Annotated in this window: 19 protein-coding genes; 9 read left to right on the plus strand and 10 right to left on the minus strand. The window is 62.9% G+C overall.

Annotated elements, in window-relative coordinates:
• Positions 1-36: 36 nt before the first annotated feature.
• Positions 37-339, minus strand: a complete 303-nt coding sequence (locus GKO32_RS33015; protein ID WP_154760833.1) for a hypothetical protein — start codon at positions 337-339, stop codon at positions 37-39.
• Between the two features lie 137 nt (positions 340-476).
• On the opposite strand from GKO32_RS33015, the gene GKO32_RS33020 reads away from it, so the two are divergent.
• Both GKO32_RS33020 and GKO32_RS39505 read left to right on the plus strand, forming a co-directional pair.
• Positions 477-827: a GntR family transcriptional regulator gene (locus tag GKO32_RS33020; protein ID WP_312868984.1), complete on the plus strand. Its 351-nt coding sequence runs from the start codon at positions 477-479 to the stop codon at positions 825-827.
• A 120-nt stretch (positions 828-947) separates the two neighbouring features.
• Complete coding sequence (locus GKO32_RS39505) at positions 948-2,324, plus strand: NsdA family TPR-like regulatory protein (RefSeq protein WP_154760835.1); 1,377 nt, start codon at positions 948-950, stop codon at positions 2,322-2,324.
• Here the strand turns inward: GKO32_RS39505 and GKO32_RS33030 are convergent.
• From GKO32_RS33030 to GKO32_RS33050, 5 genes are all read right to left on the minus strand, one after another.
• Positions 2,321-3,199, minus strand: coding sequence for a phosphotransferase family protein (locus GKO32_RS33030; protein WP_246245094.1), 879 nt, complete (start codon positions 3,197-3,199; stop codon positions 2,321-2,323). The genes GKO32_RS39505 and GKO32_RS33030 overlap by 4 nt on opposite strands.
• 585 nt (positions 3,200-3,784) lie before the next feature.
• Positions 3,785-4,216 carry a hypothetical protein gene (locus GKO32_RS33035; RefSeq protein ID WP_154760837.1) on the minus strand — a complete coding sequence of 144 codons (432 nt, stop codon included), beginning with the start codon at positions 4,214-4,216 and terminating at the stop codon, positions 3,785-3,787.
• Positions 4,217-4,237: 21 nt separating this feature from the next.
• Positions 4,238-4,792: a hypothetical protein gene (locus GKO32_RS33040; protein ID WP_154760838.1), complete on the minus strand. Its 555-nt coding sequence runs from the start codon at positions 4,790-4,792 to the stop codon at positions 4,238-4,240.
• Positions 4,792-5,070: a winged helix-turn-helix domain-containing protein gene (locus GKO32_RS33045; protein ID WP_154760839.1), complete on the minus strand. Its 279-nt coding sequence runs from the start codon at positions 5,068-5,070 to the stop codon at positions 4,792-4,794. The genes GKO32_RS33040 and GKO32_RS33045 overlap by 1 nt, the downstream gene beginning before the upstream one ends.
• Before the next feature lie 13 nt (positions 5,071-5,083).
• Complete coding sequence (locus GKO32_RS33050; RefSeq protein ID WP_154760840.1) at positions 5,084-5,455, minus strand: winged helix-turn-helix domain-containing protein; 372 nt, start codon at positions 5,453-5,455, stop codon at positions 5,084-5,086.
• A 168-nt stretch (positions 5,456-5,623) separates the two neighbouring features.
• Here GKO32_RS33050 and GKO32_RS33055 point away from each other — a divergent pair, with 168 nt between their 5' ends.
• The gene (locus GKO32_RS33055) at positions 5,624-5,881 is read left to right on the plus strand and encodes a helix-turn-helix domain-containing protein (RefSeq protein WP_166459802.1); all 258 of its coding nucleotides are present in this window, start codon (positions 5,624-5,626) and stop codon (positions 5,879-5,881) included.
• A gap of 63 nt (positions 5,882-5,944) precedes the next feature.
• Here the strand turns inward: GKO32_RS33055 and GKO32_RS39510 are convergent, their stop codons facing one another.
• Complete coding sequence (locus GKO32_RS39510) at positions 5,945-6,355, minus strand: helix-turn-helix domain-containing protein (protein ID WP_246245095.1); 411 nt, start codon at positions 6,353-6,355, stop codon at positions 5,945-5,947.
• Positions 6,356-6,577: 222 nt separating this feature from the next.
• On the opposite strand from GKO32_RS39510, the gene GKO32_RS33065 reads away from it, so the two are divergent.
• From GKO32_RS33065 to GKO32_RS33080, 4 genes are all read left to right on the plus strand, one after another.
• Positions 6,578-8,185, plus strand: a complete 1,608-nt coding sequence (locus GKO32_RS33065) for a DUF262 domain-containing protein (protein ID WP_154760842.1) — start codon at positions 6,578-6,580, stop codon at positions 8,183-8,185.
• Complete coding sequence (locus tag GKO32_RS33070; protein ID WP_154760843.1) at positions 8,182-9,435, plus strand: type II toxin-antitoxin system HipA family toxin; 1,254 nt, start codon at positions 8,182-8,184, stop codon at positions 9,433-9,435. The genes GKO32_RS33065 and GKO32_RS33070 overlap by 4 nt, the downstream gene beginning before the upstream one ends.
• A 772-nt stretch (positions 9,436-10,207) precedes the next feature.
• Entirely contained in the window at positions 10,208-10,732 is a 525-nt protein-coding gene (locus GKO32_RS33075) for a hypothetical protein (protein WP_154760844.1), read from the plus strand.
• Between the two features lie 92 nt (positions 10,733-10,824).
• Positions 10,825-11,067, plus strand: a complete 243-nt coding sequence (locus GKO32_RS33080; protein WP_154760845.1) for a site-specific integrase — start codon at positions 10,825-10,827, stop codon at positions 11,065-11,067.
• A gap of 1,083 nt (positions 11,068-12,150) precedes the next feature.
• Here the strand turns inward: GKO32_RS33080 and GKO32_RS33085 are convergent.
• Positions 12,151-12,333 (minus strand): DEAD/DEAH box helicase family protein, encoded by a 183-nt coding sequence (locus GKO32_RS33085; RefSeq protein ID WP_154760846.1) that lies wholly within the window; start codon positions 12,331-12,333, stop codon positions 12,151-12,153.
• Between the two features lie 167 nt (positions 12,334-12,500).
• Positions 12,501-12,911: a CoA-binding protein gene (locus tag GKO32_RS33090; protein WP_154760847.1), complete on the minus strand. Its 411-nt coding sequence runs from the start codon at positions 12,909-12,911 to the stop codon at positions 12,501-12,503.
• Positions 12,912-12,998: 87 nt separating this feature from the next.
• Between GKO32_RS33090 and GKO32_RS33095 the strand changes: the two genes are divergently transcribed.
• Entirely contained in the window at positions 12,999-13,445 is a 447-nt protein-coding gene (locus GKO32_RS33095; protein ID WP_312868986.1) for a hypothetical protein, read from the plus strand.
• 140 nt (positions 13,446-13,585) lie between these two features.
• Here GKO32_RS33095 and ilvD read toward each other — a convergent pair whose 3' ends face one another.
• On the minus strand, positions 13,586-15,253 hold the full coding sequence (ilvD, locus tag GKO32_RS33100; RefSeq protein ID WP_208024619.1) for a dihydroxy-acid dehydratase: 1,668 nt from the start codon (positions 15,251-15,253) through the stop codon (positions 13,586-13,588).
• Between the two features lie 75 nt (positions 15,254-15,328).
• Here ilvD and boxC point away from each other — a divergent pair.
• On the plus strand, positions 15,329-16,800 hold a 1,472-nt coding region (gene boxC / locus GKO32_RS33105; protein ID WP_154760849.1), incomplete at its 3' end, for a 2,3-epoxybenzoyl-CoA dihydrolase.

The raw sequence follows: 16,800 nt of genomic DNA on the forward strand, positions 1-16,800 counted from the left end.
GCGCCGCACCGGGGTCAGTGATCGGTAATCGGTCCATCAGGCGGCGTCCCCCTCGATCAGGTCGGCGATGTCCAAGCGGGCCGGCAGCGACCGGAGCGCGGTCCGGTCGGCCCGGCGACGAGAGCGACCTGCTCGGCGCGTGTCGAGGAACCGCGGAACCCGCACCAGTGCTGCGAGCCCCGCGGCCTCCAATTCCGCGTCCAGTTCGTCGAGCAGTGCGTGTGCGTCGGCTAGTTCGGCTGCGTCTGCGGTCTGCGCGGCACGCGCCTGAACAGCGGAAACCTCGTCATAGTCGGTGTCCAAGCCGCCGAACTGCGCTTCGGCCTGTCGGCGGCTCATATGTGCGGACCTCATTGGAAATCCCTTCGTTCTAGTTCTCCTGACCAATGCTGACATTAGTCAGCATTGGTCAGGGTGTCGCTAGTCTGTCCGTGTGAAGATTGGTCGGAATTGGTCAGATCGCTATGCTCGGCTACGTGGGAAGTGAAGCCGCGGGCTTGGCGGCATACGAACGAGTCGCCGCGTCAATCCGTACGGCCGTGGCCAGCGGCGAGCTTGCGCCGGGGGAGCGCCTGCCTGGTAACCGGGACCTGGCCCAGCAGCACAAGGTCTCCTTGCCAACACTCCAGAGAGCAGTAGCCCTGCTCCAGGAGGAAGGGTGGCTCGTGCCGCGGGCGTCGGTCGGGGTGTACGTCTCGGACGACCCGCCGAAAGAACAGCCAGTGGTCACCCTCACCGACATACGCCGTGCCGTGGTCGAGTTGCGGACGGCAGTCTCCGCGATCGAGGAGCGCCTTGATCGGTTGGAGGATGCCTCGGACCGGTGAGCGGTTTGCCGCGGGGCGGTGGTGTCGTGTGTCATGGCTCTATGAAAGCGCCCGCTGACCAGCTCAAACAGGGCACACTCGGGGGCACAGTCGAACAGTCGGGCACAGTCGGAGGTGGCGATGGAGGGCAACGAGCAGCTCGCTGCCCTGATGCGCCAAGCAGGATTCCTGAAAGACGACGGCTCGGTCGGCCTCAAGGTCTTTGCGCGCGCAGTCGGCCGGCATGCGGGCCGCACCTTCACACACACGTACGTGCGCCGCTGGCTCGGCGGCATGGTGCCTCGCGACCCGCAGACGCGGCATGCGATCACGAAGGCCCTCGGCGAACGGCTGGGCAGGTCGGTCGATCAGCATGAGGTCGGTTTCGGTGGCCCTCGGAAGATCTCGCCTGATCTCGGTCTGTCCTATTCGGACGATGTTTACGACGGAATCGCTGCCCTGACTGGGCTTTGGCAAGCCGACCTGGACAATGTCTCCTCGTTGCTGACTGTGCCCGCGAATATCGCTGCGTGGAGCGAGGCGTCGTTGTCTTGGCTGGTCACCACTCGGCAGGACGCGATTGATGGCACCGGACAACGGCGGGTTGGCCACGCGGACATCGCGGGCATCCGCGACACCACAGGGATGTTTGATCGGCTCGACGGCCAGCACGGCGGCGGCCACGCCCGGCGCGCATTGGTTGAGTTCTTACGAACCGATGTCGCCGCACTGCTGAATGGCTCCTACTCCAGCGAGGTCGGCCGTGAGCTGTACAGAGAGGCCGCACAGGCGACTTTGCTGGGTGCGTGGATGTCGTACGACGCCGGCCTGCACGGACTCGCTCAGCGGTATTTCATTCAGGCGCTACGGCTCGCGGAGTCGACGGGCGACCGTCTGTTAGGAGCGTCCATTTTGGACGCGATGAGTCACCAAGCTACCTTCCTCGGCCGGTACCGGGAAGCGGCGAACCTGGCGCGCGCGGCCCGGATGGGGACGGAAACCGCGGGATCGTCCAGCGCGCTCGCACACTTCTACGCGATGGAAGCACGCGCGCTCGCGCGGCTCGGCGATACCGCCGAGTGCGACCGGGCCATGGCGGCTGCGGTACGCGAGTTCGAGCGGCGGAATCCCGAAAACGATCCTGCGGATTGGTTCGGATACTTCAACGAGTCGGAGCTCGCCGCCGAATTGGGGCACTGCAACCGGGACCTCGGACGGTCCGTCGACGCGTCGACCTATGCATCCCAGTCTCTTGGGCCCACAGCCAGCGGTTATGTGCGAAGCGACTTCTTCGCCACCATGGTTCTCGCTGACGCCTATCTCGACCAAGGCGAGGCAGAGCAGGCATGCAAGATCGCACTGGACGCGCTCCAGATAGGGGAGCGGCTCAAATCAGCGAGGTGTGGGGCCTACGTCGGTGAGTTCCGCGAGCGGCTGTCCCGTCTGGGCAAGAGTGCAGCCGTCGCGGATTTCGTTGAGCAGGCGTCAGAAACCCGCCTCTGGACGCCAGACGCTTAGAAGGGCGCCCAGTCTCGACGGCTTCCTCCTGTTCTGATCGCCTCAATCCGTTTGTGGACCTCATTGGCGGCGCCCTCGTCGGACACAGCTTTTTGGCTCAACCACAGGGTCATAGAGATTTCGCGGTACTCGGCAAGCACGGGGTAGCCGGGCCACGACATGATGTCGAAGCCATAGATATCCACGAATTGCCGGTATTCGTCTTCGGTGTGCCAGCCGAAACGCTCATAGAACAGAGCGGTCTGTACCAAATCCCATTCGCGAGGGCCGACACAGAAGCTGTCGAGATCGATCAGGAGCGGGTTACCATCGCGGTCGAGGATCACGTTGCCCACGTTGGCATCGCCATGGATAACGCCCGGCTTCAGCGCGAAGTCGAGTTCTTCGTACCTGCCTTGTAGGTGCTCAATCCGCTGGCGTATGAACGCGGCGTCGGAGCGGTCGACGCGCTCAAGGTCCGGCATGTACCCGTCAAGTTTGGCGAACGGCTCAATCTGCGGGAGTGCGAGTGACGGCGGCGCATCAAGCTCGTGAAGGCGGCGAATCAGTTCGGCCACTTGAGCAAGCGGCGCGTATTCCTCCTCTTCGGACGCGGACTCCCACAGCGTCGTCACGTGTCCGCCCAACTCGATCGGCTGGTCGACGTCGAGCGCTCGCGTCGCCGGGTAGTTCTCAGCCGCTAGCCAACGCGCAACCGCGACTTGCTTGCGCGCGTTCCCCGCGGTTTCGCCGTCGCGGGCGATACGAACGATGACCGGTTTCGCCAGTCGGTAGACCGCGTTCGATCCGATGCGGATGAGTTCGGCGCCGGCGGGATCGAAGCCCACACGCCTGCAGACGGCTACCAACGTTCGGTGCGCGGTTTCCTCGGTCAAGGCGGTTGCCTTCGTCAAGTAGCTGCCCTTTCGGCCTCGTGAGGTGGCGTCTTGATCCGCTCGTTCAGTGTCCCACGACGAGAGGGCGTGCAGCAGCGTTCATGTGCTGCCGTTCTACCCGTACTTCCGCCTCCGCGGTTCCCCGCGATCCCGTCCCCAGCGCTTGCGGCCTCGCAGAAACTGTTCTGGTACCAGGAGTGTGAAGCTGAACGACGGTGGCGGGGCCGTGGGGGCCGACTTGATGTCATCGTCTGAGATCTCGATTGGCATCGTGACAAGCCCGATCCATCCTCCGTCGACTCTGGGGAACCAGTCGTGCAGGACTCCGGGCACCTCAGAGGCGAGCAGGAGACCGGTGGAACGGTGGGTGTACGGCCCGGTGCCCAAGGGAAGCAGCTTGCGAAGCTGTACCCATACCGGTCTGGGCGGCTTGACTTCCCGTACCCAGTCGACCTGTCGTTCCTCATCCACCAACACCACACCCCTGCTCAACAGTGCGGGTCGGGTGCTTCCCCCACCCGACCCGCACGTGTCCGACGTTAGAACACGTGTTCGAGGCGGGCAAGGGTGGGGCCGAAGCGGCCGTCAGTCGGTGGGAACCAGGGCAGGGGTGAGGTCCAACAGGGCGTGCAGGCCGGCCATGGCTGCGATGACGGCGTCGAGTGAGGCGAGGACGGCTGTGTATCGCTGTGTGCCCTGGTCCAGTTTCGTCGCGTTGTCGACGATGACGCCCCGAACTGCGTGCAGCTGTTCCAACTGGATTTCGACGATCGGGTCGAGTGCCGGCGTCATGTCCGGGGTCCGTCCCACCGTGATCGTTTCCGCGGTGACGACGGCGGCTTTCAGGTCGGCTCGGCGTAGACCGTTGGCGGCAAGGGTTTTCTCGCCCAGCGACAGTAGATGGCAACCTAGCCACAGCAGGTCTGTGGTGGCCTCCTGTGCGGTTTCCTGGCGGTTGACCAGGGGGATGATGATGCTATCGATCACTGTGTCGAGGTGTTCCAGCTCCAGCGTCATGGTGCTTCTCCAGCTTGATGGTCATTGCACGTGGCGCGATCCACTGGGTGATTCGGGCGGGAGCGCCCGAACGAAGTCGAGGATGACGCGTTCTACTGCGCGGGCTGAGCGAGTGGCCGCTTCGAAATTGTCCGGCAGGTTCCGCACCTCGGAGTCGCCCAGTTCGGCGAGGTCGGCGTCAGCGTCGATCACCTGACGCAAGGGTGTCGCGGTCTCGTCCAAGGCGTAGATCACGAACCGAAGTTGGTCCGTCAGGGCGCGTAACCGCGCGATCTGCGCGCGGAAGGCCAGTACTTCACGCCAGGCCTGCATCCGCTCCTGGTCGAACGGAGTGCTGCTCAGGTGTGCGGCCTCATCATGTTCGGGTGGTCGGTGGTCATCGAGTCTGCCGGTGAGCAGGTCGAGCACGATTCGTGTGTGATGGTCCAGGCAGGCAAACCACATGTCTTCTCGCACGTCGAGGACGTACAGTCGCGCCGGTCCCTGACATTTCGCGCACTGGACGGGACCGTCCACCGGAGGGACAAGGCCGCTCGGGAATTCCCGCCACGCGGGCGGCTCTGTCTCGACGCTCATCACTGGTCCTCTCGTTCGGCGGGCGGCCGCTCGCGCCGGTCCGCGATGTAGGTCCCCTTCGAGCGGACAGTGACGACAAGCCCGCGGAACCGCAGCAACTTCGTTGCGTGACGGGCGGTGCCGAGGGACACGCCGTATTCCTCAGCTAGCCGGCGCTCGCTCGGCAGCGGCGTGTTCAGCTCCAGCTCGCCGCTCGCGATGCGTCCGGCGATGTGTTCGGCCATCCGCTCGTAGGCGTAACCGGGCAGATCCAATCGCAGCTCTTCATGGAACGACATCGCCAGACCCGCCTCACCGCGGCTTACCACGCCGGGGAGCGATCGCCCGCGGCATCGGTTCTCCCGGCAGGGCAAACCCGGGTGTCCCGTGATCGTCGCCATGAGCGGGGCGCTCGATGTTGTACGTGACGTAGGTGCCCTTGCCCTTCACGGTCTCGACCAAGCCTCGTTGCCGGAGAACCTGAGTGGCGTGTCGAGCGGTGCCTAGGGAGACCCCGTAGTTCTTGGCGAGCTGGATCTCCGCGGGGAATCGCTCGTGCCGTTCGAGCTGGCCACGCGTGATCAACTCGGCAAGATGGTCGGCCAACCTCACATAGAGGTAGCCCGGTATGTCGGGGCTTGCGTCGAACTCAGGAAGATCCTCAGCGGTCGTGTCGTCACCCATTTGGTTCGTGCACCTTCCGTCGCCGTTAGACCCATGGCGTCTACTAACCCCTGTTGACCTGGGGAGTTGCATAGGGCCATCACCTGGAGATGCTACATAGAGCATGCTATATACAGCAAGTTCTCATAACTATGGTCATCAGTTCCAGGACTGAGCATGGTTACGGGCGTGGCATTGAAGACGCCAGAGTCCGAGGAGTTCGGAGCCCGCGTGCGCGCGGCGCGTGAGCAGATCGAGGGCCTGACACAAGAGCGCATGGCACACGCGAGTGGCGTGACGAGCAGCTACTACTCGAACCTTGAGCGCGGCCTCGCCAACCCGACGTTCGACGTGATCGTCACGATTGCCGACCAGGTAAACGTTGACCCGGCGGAGTTGATGCGCGGCTTGAAGCCGTCCGGCCTGCGCAGGCGGGGGACGAGCTGAGCCTGACCGGGAGCAGTTTCCCGCATCTTGGTGGAACTTCTGGTAGGTGCGCCGGCCAGGTGTCTAGCGATCGAGAGCCCGCACGAGCAGGTCTTTGACCTCGGCAAGGCTCTCCTCGATCGAACGCGTACGGTCATCGATCGTGCGGACACGTGTGTTCGTATCGGCCTGCTGCTGTGACAGCGTTCGGAGCCGCTCCACGTGTTCCCGCTGGTTCTCGCCCAGGGCGTTGACGGCCGTGAGAACGGCACGGTAGTCAGCGCGCAGTTCTGCCAGACCAGGCACGAGCTTGCTCTTCTCGACCTTCGAGACCCACGACTGGGTGGTGTTCAGCAGGTCAGCGGTCTCTTGCTGAGTCAGGCAGTTGTGCTGCTGGTACCAGCGGATGACCTCGCCGGCGTCGGAACCATCTGGCGGAGAGGGGACCGCCTGCGCAACGTGTCGCCACTCTCCGGTCTCTGCGCCGTCCGCCATATTTGGCGATTCTCCACTTGGTATCGGGTTGCCGGAGGCACTCAGATCTCAGCGAAGACCCGGAGCGGGTAGCAGGCCATCGATGCACCTCGACTGCTCGTGCCTGTGTTGTGTCCCTGTCACGAGCGTCGCTTGACCGGCCTGACCCGATATCCGTGGGTTTTGATCCTGAACCGGTACACTTTACTTAGTGCTCACTTGCGTCGAGGAGAAGGATTCAGAATGACTGCCGGTGTCCCGCTTGACGGCTCAGGCTCGGGAAGCTTCAGTATTCCCGAAATCGTCGCCTTAGCCGCCGAGGGTAGTATTCGGGTCCCGACGTTTCAGCGCCAATTTGCGTGGACGGCGAAAGACGTCCGACAACTGTTCGACAGTTTATACCGTGGATTTCCTGTAGGAACGCTGCTCTTATGGCGTCAAAACGCCGAGGCGGGTACGGTTTCCTTGGGGCCGATCACTTTCGATGTACCGGCACGCTCAGGGGCCTATTGGGTTGTTGACGGACAGCAAAGGATTACCTCATTATTCGCGACGCTCAGCCCGCGCTATCAATCTACGGATGAACGTTTTGAAGTGTTCTTCGATTTAGAAACTCAGAAATTTGTCACCCCACGCAAAGGTTTGGCTCCCCCGCGGGCGATACCCGTTCGCGATGCATTAGAATCGCGCACACTGATTCAGTGGCTTCGGAATCACTCCGACGAGCTAGAGGCCGAGGATTTCGACTTGGCGGACCATCTTGCTGGCGCTCTTCGCGACTATCGTATACCCGCCTACATCGTCTCGGGTGACAACCAAGAACTGCTCCGGGAAGTTTTCGACCGCGTCAATTCCGCTGGCAAGCCTATTAGTCGGGCGCAGGTGTTTCATGCCCTGTTCGCGGGAAACGACGAACCTGGGAGCCCTGGGTCCGTTGTGGCGGCGCTCGACAAGTTGGGGTTCGGAAGCATCGATGAGGGCCGCGTAGTACAGAGCCTGTTGGCGCTTCGGGGCGGTGATGTTCAGCGGGACATTCGGGATGAGTTTGAGGATGGGACGGAACGACCAGCCGATTGGTTTGATCTGACTGAAGTTGCATTGACTCGTGCGGTCGAGTTTCTTCGCAGCGAGGGTGTCGCCCACCAGTTGCTTATGCCAAATACGTTGCCATTGCCGGTGCTGGCTGTATTCTTCCATCTCCATCCTAACCCGGCTGCGTGGGACAAAAGGCTCCTCGCAAGATGGCTCTGGAGGGGCTGGGTTCATGGCTTTGGCCGCGAAGGAGGCCAAACTCCGGTTCTGAGGCGCGCGATCAGATCGGTCAATCCAGAACTCCGCGACCCCGAGCGGGCGCCGGCTGAATACGATGCGATTAAGGCGCTATTGGATTTCACGCCCGATCGGCCGGTACCCACACTGCCGATGGATGGTTTCAACACGAAGAATGCCAACACGCGCCTTATCTCTCTAGCTCTGGCCTCGCTCGAGCCGTTAGACGAAAATGGAAACCGAATCGATATTGCCAGCGAGTTTCAGAAGTACGGGTCGGACGCTGTGACACGGTTTACTCCCGAGGGAAGGTCATTGGCGGCTAACCGTGGTTTCTGGCGCGCAGATTCGCCCAAGATTCGCGAAATCGCTGACGAAAAGATTCTTTCAAGTCATCTCATTGATCCGCCAGCAAGGCGGGCGCTCCTTAACTCGCAGTTCGATATCTTCATTCGTATTAGGAAAAAGGCGCTAGCGGCCCTCGTGGAGCGATTTCTAGACAGCAGGCTGGAGCCTGGGAAGCGCATTCGTCCGCCATTGCGGCAAATGGCCATCGGCGATGAAATGGATGAGAGTGAATGACGGACTCCGATGGGCGTGCGCTACTCGTGCAGTTGCAGCGGCCGGACGCTGAATGGGTGGATGTCGGTCTGCTCAAGAATAATTATTCGGACAATTGGTTTGAGTTCCTTCCGTCGTATTGGGAACAAGGCGGGCGCCCCGTTCTTGGGCAGATATTCGAGGAGCATGGTAAGGATTGGAAACCAAATGCACACGTCGCCTTGCCTCGGTGGTTTTCGCATTTGCTTCCCGAAGGTCGACTTCGTAGCGCGGTTGCTGAAGCGGCTCACGTAAACAGCGTTCGCGAATTTGAACTCCTTCGTCGCTTGGGACCTACTGATCTCCAAGGTGCCGTCAGGGCACTTCCAATTCAGGCGTCGGGTTTAACCTACAACGTTCCGGAGTACTGGCCAGACGAGAGCGACGATAATGATAACCCGCTACTTAAGTTCAGCCTGGCGGGCGCGCAGCTCAAATATTCGATCTTCTCTGATGGGCGAGGCTTGACTATTCCCGCTCGCGGTGTCGCTGGTAATGTAATTGCAAAGCTGCCCGACGGGCGGCCGGGATTTGACGGCGTCCCAGAGGCGGAGTATGGCGCACTAGAGCTGGCGCGTGCTTCCGGAATTCTTACCTCTGATGCTCGGCTAGTGCGGATCAGCGACATTAAGAATCTGGAGAAGTGGGTCGACTGGGTGGGCGAGCGCCTAGTGTTAGTGGTTGATCGATTCGATCGCGCCGAGAACGGCCGTCGCATCCATATGGAAGAGCTGGCGCAGATCCACAACATCCCTGCTACGCGAGAGACAGCAAAGTATACGTCTGCCAACTTTGAGATAGTTGCTTCCTATGTTGCAGAATTGACAGGCGAAGATTCGGTGGCGGAGGTTATTGACCGCTTGGTGTTGAACGTGCTTGTTGGGAACGGCGATGCTCATTTAAAGAACTGGGCCTTTCGTTACCTGGACGGCCAGAATCCGACTCTGAGTCCGCTTTACGACGTACTGCCGACTGTGTTATTTGTTACGGAAGATGATATGGGGTTGAACCTCGGTGGCACAAAGATGTTCGCTGAGGTCGACCTGAGGAGCTTCGACAAGATCGGCAAGCGTACCGGTTTTGGTGTTGCGCAGGCGCGCGAACAGGCAAGGTCGGCGGTCGAGCGTATACGTTCCAACTGGAATGATCTCGCAGCGTATTTGACCCTGCGGAATTTTGTCCGGCTCACCGATCGTCTCGATGGACTTCCGTTGGCGATGTTGCGCGAATAGGTTCCTGGCAGCGCTATGCACGAGCGGTGGGGTGCGGGCGGTTGCGTCCTGGCCCCCGGATACTCATCGTGCCGCTGTCCGATGAGTATCCGCCGGCGTCCGTTCTCGGGCACGTGCAGGTCAGAGCCGGCGCTGCCGCCATCCTGTAAATCAAGCGTGTCGGACAAGTAGCCGTCTATCGTAACGCGCCGTCCCCTTCCGCGATTCTCCGTGCACACAGATCAAGGAGAAGCTGGCCCCGCAGCAGGCAGACACCAGCGCCTTGCGCGCCGAGCACCGCATCCGGCGTAGTCAAAACCCGCTGGCTCAAGCAGCGATCGAACAGGGTCTTGATCCAGATCCGGAACCTGTTGATCACGTTCCTGGTGCTGGCCCTAATCGACGCTGTGTTCGGGCGCTGTTCGGTGTGGTGGTCCCTTCTGTGTCGCGCTGACCGAATGACCCCGTGCGAGGCGATGGTCTGGCCCGCAAGATTACCGCTGGACTGGTCTCCATTGCCTACGCGGTCGGCTCGTTTTTTCTTCGGCTCCGTCTCAGTTGCCGTCTCATTCACCGGAGGACTCCAGGGGACGGAGCAGGACGCATTGAGGCTCTGACCAGCGTGTTCGGCCGAGGAGAACCGTCTCGCACCCCGCACCCAACAGCTTGTAAACAGCAGGTCAGGGGTTCGAGTCCCCTAGTCGGCTCCAGGGTTTACCAGGGGAAACAGGTTTTCGTGCAGCGGTGAGGCGCGCGCCATGGGAATCACCCTGGGTGCGAGTAAGACGCGATCGTGGCTGGTCACGTCGACAAGATCATGCGGCGCCTTCTGACCAAGGTTGACGACCGCAAGCATGCCCGCACGAAGGGGACCCTACGCGCGGCGATCGAGGCGTTTATGGAAACGCACGAGATGGAGCTCGCGACACGGCGCCACTACAGGCTGTTCGACAAGCAGTTCATCGGACCCGCCCTCAGCGACCAGCCCGTATCCAAGATCGACGCGCGCGCTCGAAACGTTCTACGCAGAGCTGCGCCGGTGTCGGCGGCGATGCGACGGGCGGCCGTTCATCGAGCACAGGACGACCGAGGAGCACGAATGCCGCGTTGTTCTGCACAGCGCCCACCATGCCGGCGTCCGGCTGGCGGCTACCCGGAGCACGACTGCGCCAAGGCCGGGTGCAAGGTGATCGAGTGCCGGCCGCACGAGTGTGACCCGTTGCCGCCCGGCACTATCCTGAAGATCCACTATGCGCTGAGCGCGATTTTCGCCGCGACCGTGCGGTGGGCTGGTTGCAGTCGAACCCGTGCGACGTAGCCAAGAAGCCGTCGCAGACGCCCCCGCAGCCGAAGCCGCCGTTTGCCCGGCCGTCAAGCGTCCTGATCGAGAAGGACACCAAGACTCACCAGATGCGGCTGATCTCATTGGACCCGACCACAACGGAGCTGCTCGCGGAACACCGCCAGCGCTACGAGGCCACAATGCGCGACCTCGACGCCGAACCAGCACCGAATGCCCTGTTGTTCTCGTACGCGCCGACCGCCAACCGTCTCGCCGACCCTGACGCCGTCACCCACCGGTACAGCAAGATGTGCAAGTCGCTCGGCATCGACAGCCACCTGCATGCGCTGCGGCACTATTGCCGCTACTGAGCTACTTACCGCGGGCGTCGACCTCCGTACCGTCGCTGGCAGGCTAGGTCACGGCGGCGGAGGCGCAACAACTCTGCGCGTGTATGCCGCCTGGCAGAACGAATCCGATCGCCGTGCGGCAGACATCCTCGGTGGCCGACTTACCCGTCCGACTGCAAGACCGGCGGCATCGTGATCTGCCTCGTGCGCGACCGTCGTAGAGGCCGACCCGGGCAGGGTGTCATCCGCGGCAGGTGATGTGGCCCGCGGGCGGAGGGGGCACCCTACGGCGGCGGTGCGGGCATTTCCGGCCGCGGCCGGGATGTACCACTGGAGGAAAGACATGACGGAACGACGCACAGACCCAATACTGGAAGACCTTCACCGGGGGTTGTTCATCGCCGCGGCCGCGATGCTACTGGCCGGGTGCGTTGTCGGGCTGACCGGTCTGGGGTTGGGTGGCGCGGCGGTGATTGCGAGCGGTCGGCGCTGGCGTCGCCGGGTAGACCTGCCAGCCGGCCAGATCGCGAAGCTGAAGTGGGAGCAAGCGAGGACGGCGGCCAGTGCTGGGGCGGGAGCTTGGCGCGATGCTGACGCGCCCCGTGAAACCAAGACGAGTCCATGAGCGCGTCGCGCAGCGGCGGATGCCGCGGGCGGCCTCGTTGACGTTGTCCCCGTCTGCAGGATCAGAAGGTCGCAGGTAGGCCGTGCCTTGAAGATAAACCGGTCGCCTTCCCGGGCCCGTCCTTGGTGCGCCAGTCTGTCTACAATGGAACGAATGGGAGGGGTTCGAGTCCCCCAATCGGCTCTCCTTCGACCAGGGCGTCTCCCAGCGGCGGGACACTTACTGGTCGCGGGTCGTCTCAGTTTTGGTCTCAGTGGCACCCTCTGGCGGGTGCCGGCGACCACGGCCGGGCGGATGAGGTCAGGTTCTGTCTCCCCGCACCGCCTCGTGCCCCCTCGGCCAGCCGACCTTGTCGATGACTTCTCGGGCCGCTTGGTCCACTGATCTTCGAAAGGTCGCCCCGCCGATGGCAGAGGTCGACGAAGTCTCTTAGTCGGCTGTGGCAGAACTCATTGGGTTCCCCGCCGTTACCCGCTCCTTCAAACGGCTTCGGGGGTCAGCTGCGGAATCGCCGCGTAGTTCGGCCATATGGCCTTGAGGTTCTTGCGTGCGAAGGAACGGTCGGGGCTGGGATGTACGTTGCTCAGGTCGCCCAAGTCGATCACCGCTCTCGACAGGGTCGTTTTTCCCGAGCCAGGCGAACCATGGGAATAGAGCATCACGCGCTAGCCGGCTCCCTAGTTCGCCGCCGCGCGCAGGACATGGCGGGGTCACGAACTGCGCGGTGGGCTCGACCGTGGCCCCAGGATCATTCAGCCCAGCGGCAGGCGATCGGGTCGGTCGTCGTCGCGGTCCAGAACAGGCCCGCCGCCAGGCGTATCGGCGTTTTTCACCGGTTCTTGGTGATCTGCCCCAGCGCCCTGACCACCGCCGTGCATCGATCCTCGACATAGTCGAGGCCGGCTTCGGTCGCGATCCGCCGGGCTTCGGCGGACACGATTCCCTGTTGCAGCCACAGGGTCTTCGCACCGATCGCCACGGCTTCCCGCGCGATTCCCGGCGCCTCCGGGGCGGGCCGGAAGACGTCGACGAGGTCGATCGGCTCGGGGATCTCACTGAGCGAGCGGTACACCTTCTCGCCCAGCAACTCGTCCGCGACGGGATGTACGGGGATGATGCGGAATCCGTGTGCCTGCAGGACCGCCGGCACCGAGTGCGCAGCTTTTCCGGGGTCCCGGCTCAATCCGACCACCGCGATGGTGTTCGCAGCGGCGAGGGCACGTTCGGCAATATCGGCCATGCAGGGTTCAACTCCGCAGCCCTGACCCACATTCCGTTTGCCTTGCCCGATCGTGGGTAACCGTGGTGTGACGGAGAGGAGCTAGTCGTGGACACGAACGCCTATGTCATCTTCCTCGTGGTGGGGGCGCTGATGGTCGTGGTCGACGGCCAGATCATTTACCACAGCGGAAAGCGCTATCTGGAACACTCGGCAGGTGACGCACGCGCTGAGTCGTCAATGACCCGGTTGATCGCCGTCCTGTTCCACCTGGTTGTCCTTGGCGCGCTTGCGCTACTTTCGACGGTCCCCTTCCCCGGCGGCAGCTCATTACCGTCGGTAATCGGACGGTTGGGGGTAATGTTGCTGGTCATCGGCATCGCACACGCGATCGCCATCGCCGCACTCGCCCGCATGCGAGAAGAACAGGCCGTGGACGATTACCGTGGCCGCGTATCGATGGACCCACGCCTGAACGAACCCACCGTGCAACCGGTCCCGGGGCAGGAAGGCCGCCGCCCCCACGTAAGCCCAGGCCTGGAAAGCCCGGAATAAAAAGAAAAACGGGCTGAAAGGCCCGCAACTCGACCACCCACTCAAGGTGACGCCCCGCGCGATGCCCTGGTCCTTTTCGGTGCGGAATTGACCGGGCGCGGGGCGCCCTCTGAGTTTCCTTTCCCTTGCCGCACTTTACGTCACGAACATACGGCGCCGTTGGCTGCTGAGCCTACCAATGCCGCGTATTTTGCCAGGACACCGCGCCGCACGGGGGCTGGTGGCGCCGTCCATTCCGCTCGACGTTTTGCCAGTTCCTGTTCGTCGATACCAACGTCCAGCGTGCGCGATTCCATGTCCAGCACGATTGGGTCGCCGTCTCGCACCAATGCGATGGGGCCACCATGTGCGGCTTCCGGCGCGACGTGACCGATGCACAATCCCGTTGTACCACCGGAAAAACGGCCATCCGTCAGCAAGAGTACGTCTTTCCCCAGCCCGGCGCCTTTGATCGCGCCGGTGACGGCCAGCATTTCCCGCATGCCGGGGCCACCGCGTGGGCCTTCGTATCTGATGACCACTACATCGCCCGGTTCGAGGGTGCCCAGTGCGTCCATCGCGGCCTGCTCGCCGTCGAAAACCCTTGCCTTGCCTTCAAAACGCGACGAGTCGAACCCGGCGCTCTTGACTACCGCGCCTTCCGGGGCCAGCGAGCCATGCAAGATGGTCAGGCCGCCGGTGGGGTGGATCGGGTTCGACAGTGTGCGGATGACCTCGCCGTCGAGCTCGGGCGGGGCAAGTTCGGCGAGGTTCTCCGCGAGAGTTTTCCCCGTGACGGTAAGACAATCTCCGTTCAACAGTCCGGCGTCCAGCAACGCCTTCATCACCACGGGGACGCCGCCGACCCGGTCCACCGCCGTCATTACGTGCCGGCCAAAGGGTTTCACGTCCGCGAGATGCGGCACGCGATCGCCGATGCGCGTGAAATCGTTCAGTGTCAACGGTACTTCGGCCTCGTGGGCGATGGCGAGCAGGTGCAGCACCGCGTTGGTCGAGCCACCCAGTGCCATCACGACGGCGATCGCGTTCTCGAACGCCTCCCGTGTCAGCACATCCCGGGCGGTGATACCCGCCGTGAGCATGCCGATCACCGCTTCACCACTTTCCCTCGCGAACCGGTCACGCCGCCGGTCCACCGAGGGAGGGCTCGCCGAGCCGGGCAGCGACATGCCCAGTGCCTCAGCCGCACAAGCCATCGTGTTTGCCGTGTACATCCCGCCACACGCACCTTCGCCGGGGCAGATCGCACGTTCGATCTTGTCGACCTCCTCGCGCGAGATGAGCCCGCGCTGACAGGCACCGACCGCCTCGAACGCGTCGATGATCGTGACCTCGCGGCCATCGACCGTGCCCGGCAGGATTGAACCGGCATAGAGGAAAACCGCAGCGACATCGAGCCGCGCGGCAGCCATCAGCATGCCGGGCAGGCTTTTGTCACAGCCGGCCAGCAACATGACCCCGTCGAGCCGTTCGGCCTCCAGGACGGTTTCCACCGAGTCGGCGATGATCTCCCGCGAAACCAGGGAGAAGTGCATTCCCTTGTGTCCCATGGAGATGCCGTCGCTGACCGAGATCGTCCCGAATTCCAAGGGGAAACCACCGCCCGCGTGCACACCCTGCTTGCCCGCCTGGGCGAGGCGTTGCAGCGAAAGGTTGCACGGCGTGATTTCGTTCCACGAGGACGCGATGCCGACCTGAGGCTTCGCGAAATCCTCGTCACCCATCCCCACCGCGCGCAGCATCCCGCGTGCGGCGGCACGTTCGAGCCCATCGGTCACGTCACGAGATCGCGGTTTCAGATCGGCCATGTCCATCAGGATAAGTCCGCAACCAATTATCCACACAACGTTGACGTTCTACACGAAAGTGTAGAGAATTTGGGTATGACGACGGTGTCATTCGATCGGGAGCCGGCCTCGTACCGGCATTGGCACCTGCGTATCGAACCGCCGATCGCTTGGCTCGAGCTTGATGTCGACGAGCAGGGCGGGCTCGTCGAGGGCTACGAGCTGAAGCTCAATTCCTATGACCTTGGTGTGGACATCGAGCTCTACGACGCGGTGCAGCGGCTGCGGTTCGAGCATCCGGAGGTCGCTGCTGTGGTCATCACCAGTGCCAAGGAGAAGGTGTTCTGCGCGGGTGCGAACATCCGGATGCTGGCCGGCTCGCCGCACGAGTGGAAGGTGAACTTTTGCAAGTTCACCAACGAGACTCGCAACGGTATCGAGGATGCGACGGAGAACTCGGGGCAGACGTACATCGCCGCGGTCAACGGCAGTTGTGCTGGTGGCGGCTATGAGATGGCGCTGGCGTGCGAAGAAATCATTTTGGTTGATGACAACTCCTCGACTGTCGCGTTGCCGGAGGTGTCGCTGCTCGGGGTGCTGCCGGGCACGGGCGGGCTGACCCGGCTGGTCGACAAGCGGGGTGTCCGCAAGGACCGTGCGGATGTGTTCGCGACCCGTCCCGACGGGATCCGGGGCAAGACGGCCGTGGACTGGCGCCTGGTCGACGAACTGGTGCCGCGCCGGCAGTTCCGCGAAGTCGTGCACAGGCGGGCCGGCGAAATCGCAGCTCGCAGCACCCGCCCCGCCGACGCCAAGGGCATCAAGCTGGGGCCGCTGGAGCGCATCGAGACCGGCGACGAGATCCGTTATCGCCATGTCACGGCGAAGCTGGGCAACGGTCTCGTCGAGATCACCGTGCACGGGCCGGGCGCGGACGACTGGTTCCTCGCGATGACGCGCGAGCTCGACGATCTGATCTTGCGGTTGCGGGTGAACGAACCGGAGCTTGGCACCTGGGTCATTCGTACTGAGGGGGACCCGGTGGCGGTGTTGGACCACGAGCGGCGGGTGCTGGGCGGCGGTGACTGGCTGTGTAAGGAGATGGTGCTGTACTTCAAGCGCACGCTCAAGCGGCTTGATGTGACCAGTCGTAGTCTGATCGCGTTGGTCGAGCCGGGTAGTTGTTTTGCGGGGATGTTGCTGGAGCTCGCGTTGGCTTGTGATCGTCAGTACATGTTGGACGGTGAGGAATGTGCCTCGGTTGTGTTGTCCGAGGCTAATTTCGGGGTGTTCCCGATGGGGAATGGACTGTCGCGTGTGGAGTCGCGTTTCTATGGTGAGAGTGCGCAGCTGGACCGGCTGAAGGGAGAACGTGACCGCTCGCTCGGGCCGGTCGAGGCGGTCGAGTGGGGTTTGGTCACTGACGCGCCGGATGAGCTGGACTGGGATGATGAGATCCGTATCGTGCTGGAGGGGCGCGCGGCGTTGAGCCCGGATGCGTTGACCGGGATGGAAGCCAACCACCGGTTCGTCGGCCCGGAAACCATGGAGACCAAGATTTTCGGGCG

The organism is Amycolatopsis pithecellobii (genome assembly GCF_009707865.1).
GTDB lineage: Bacteria > Actinomycetota > Actinomycetes > Mycobacteriales > Pseudonocardiaceae > Amycolatopsis_E > Amycolatopsis_E pithecellobii.

What these genes read in the sequence shown, in the direction of transcription:
- GKO32_RS33015 (WP_154760833.1), bottom strand. Translation starts at nt 339, where the DNA reads ATGAGCCGCCGACAGGCCGAAGCGCAGTTCGGCGGCTTGGACACCGAC.
- GKO32_RS39505 (WP_154760835.1), top strand. Translation starts at nt 948, where the DNA reads ATGGAGGGCAACGAGCAGCTCGCTGCCCTGATGCGCCAAGCAGGATTC.
- GKO32_RS33035 (WP_154760837.1), bottom strand. Translation starts at nt 4,216, where the DNA reads ATGACGCTGGAGCTGGAACACCTCGACACAGTGATCGATAGCATCATC.
- GKO32_RS33040 (WP_154760838.1), bottom strand. Translation starts at nt 4,792, where the DNA reads ATGAGCGTCGAGACAGAGCCGCCCGCGTGGCGGGAATTCCCGAGCGGC.
- GKO32_RS33045 (WP_154760839.1), bottom strand. Translation starts at nt 5,070, where the DNA reads ATGTCGTTCCATGAAGAGCTGCGATTGGATCTGCCCGGTTACGCCTAC.
- GKO32_RS33050 (WP_154760840.1), bottom strand. Translation starts at nt 5,455, where the DNA reads ATGGGTGACGACACGACCGCTGAGGATCTTCCTGAGTTCGACGCAAGC.
- GKO32_RS39510 (WP_246245095.1), bottom strand. Translation starts at nt 6,355, where the DNA reads ATGGCGGACGGCGCAGAGACCGGAGAGTGGCGACACGTTGCGCAGGCG.
- GKO32_RS33065 (WP_154760842.1), top strand. Translation starts at nt 6,578, where the DNA reads ATGACTGCCGGTGTCCCGCTTGACGGCTCAGGCTCGGGAAGCTTCAGT.
- GKO32_RS33070 (WP_154760843.1), top strand. Translation starts at nt 8,182, where the DNA reads ATGACGGACTCCGATGGGCGTGCGCTACTCGTGCAGTTGCAGCGGCCG.
- GKO32_RS33080 (WP_154760845.1), top strand. Translation starts at nt 10,825, where the DNA reads ATGCGGCTGATCTCATTGGACCCGACCACAACGGAGCTGCTCGCGGAA.
- GKO32_RS33090 (WP_154760847.1), bottom strand. Translation starts at nt 12,911, where the DNA reads ATGGCCGATATTGCCGAACGTGCCCTCGCCGCTGCGAACACCATCGCG.
- ilvD (WP_208024619.1), bottom strand. Translation starts at nt 15,253, where the DNA reads ATGGCCGATCTGAAACCGCGATCTCGTGACGTGACCGATGGGCTCGAA.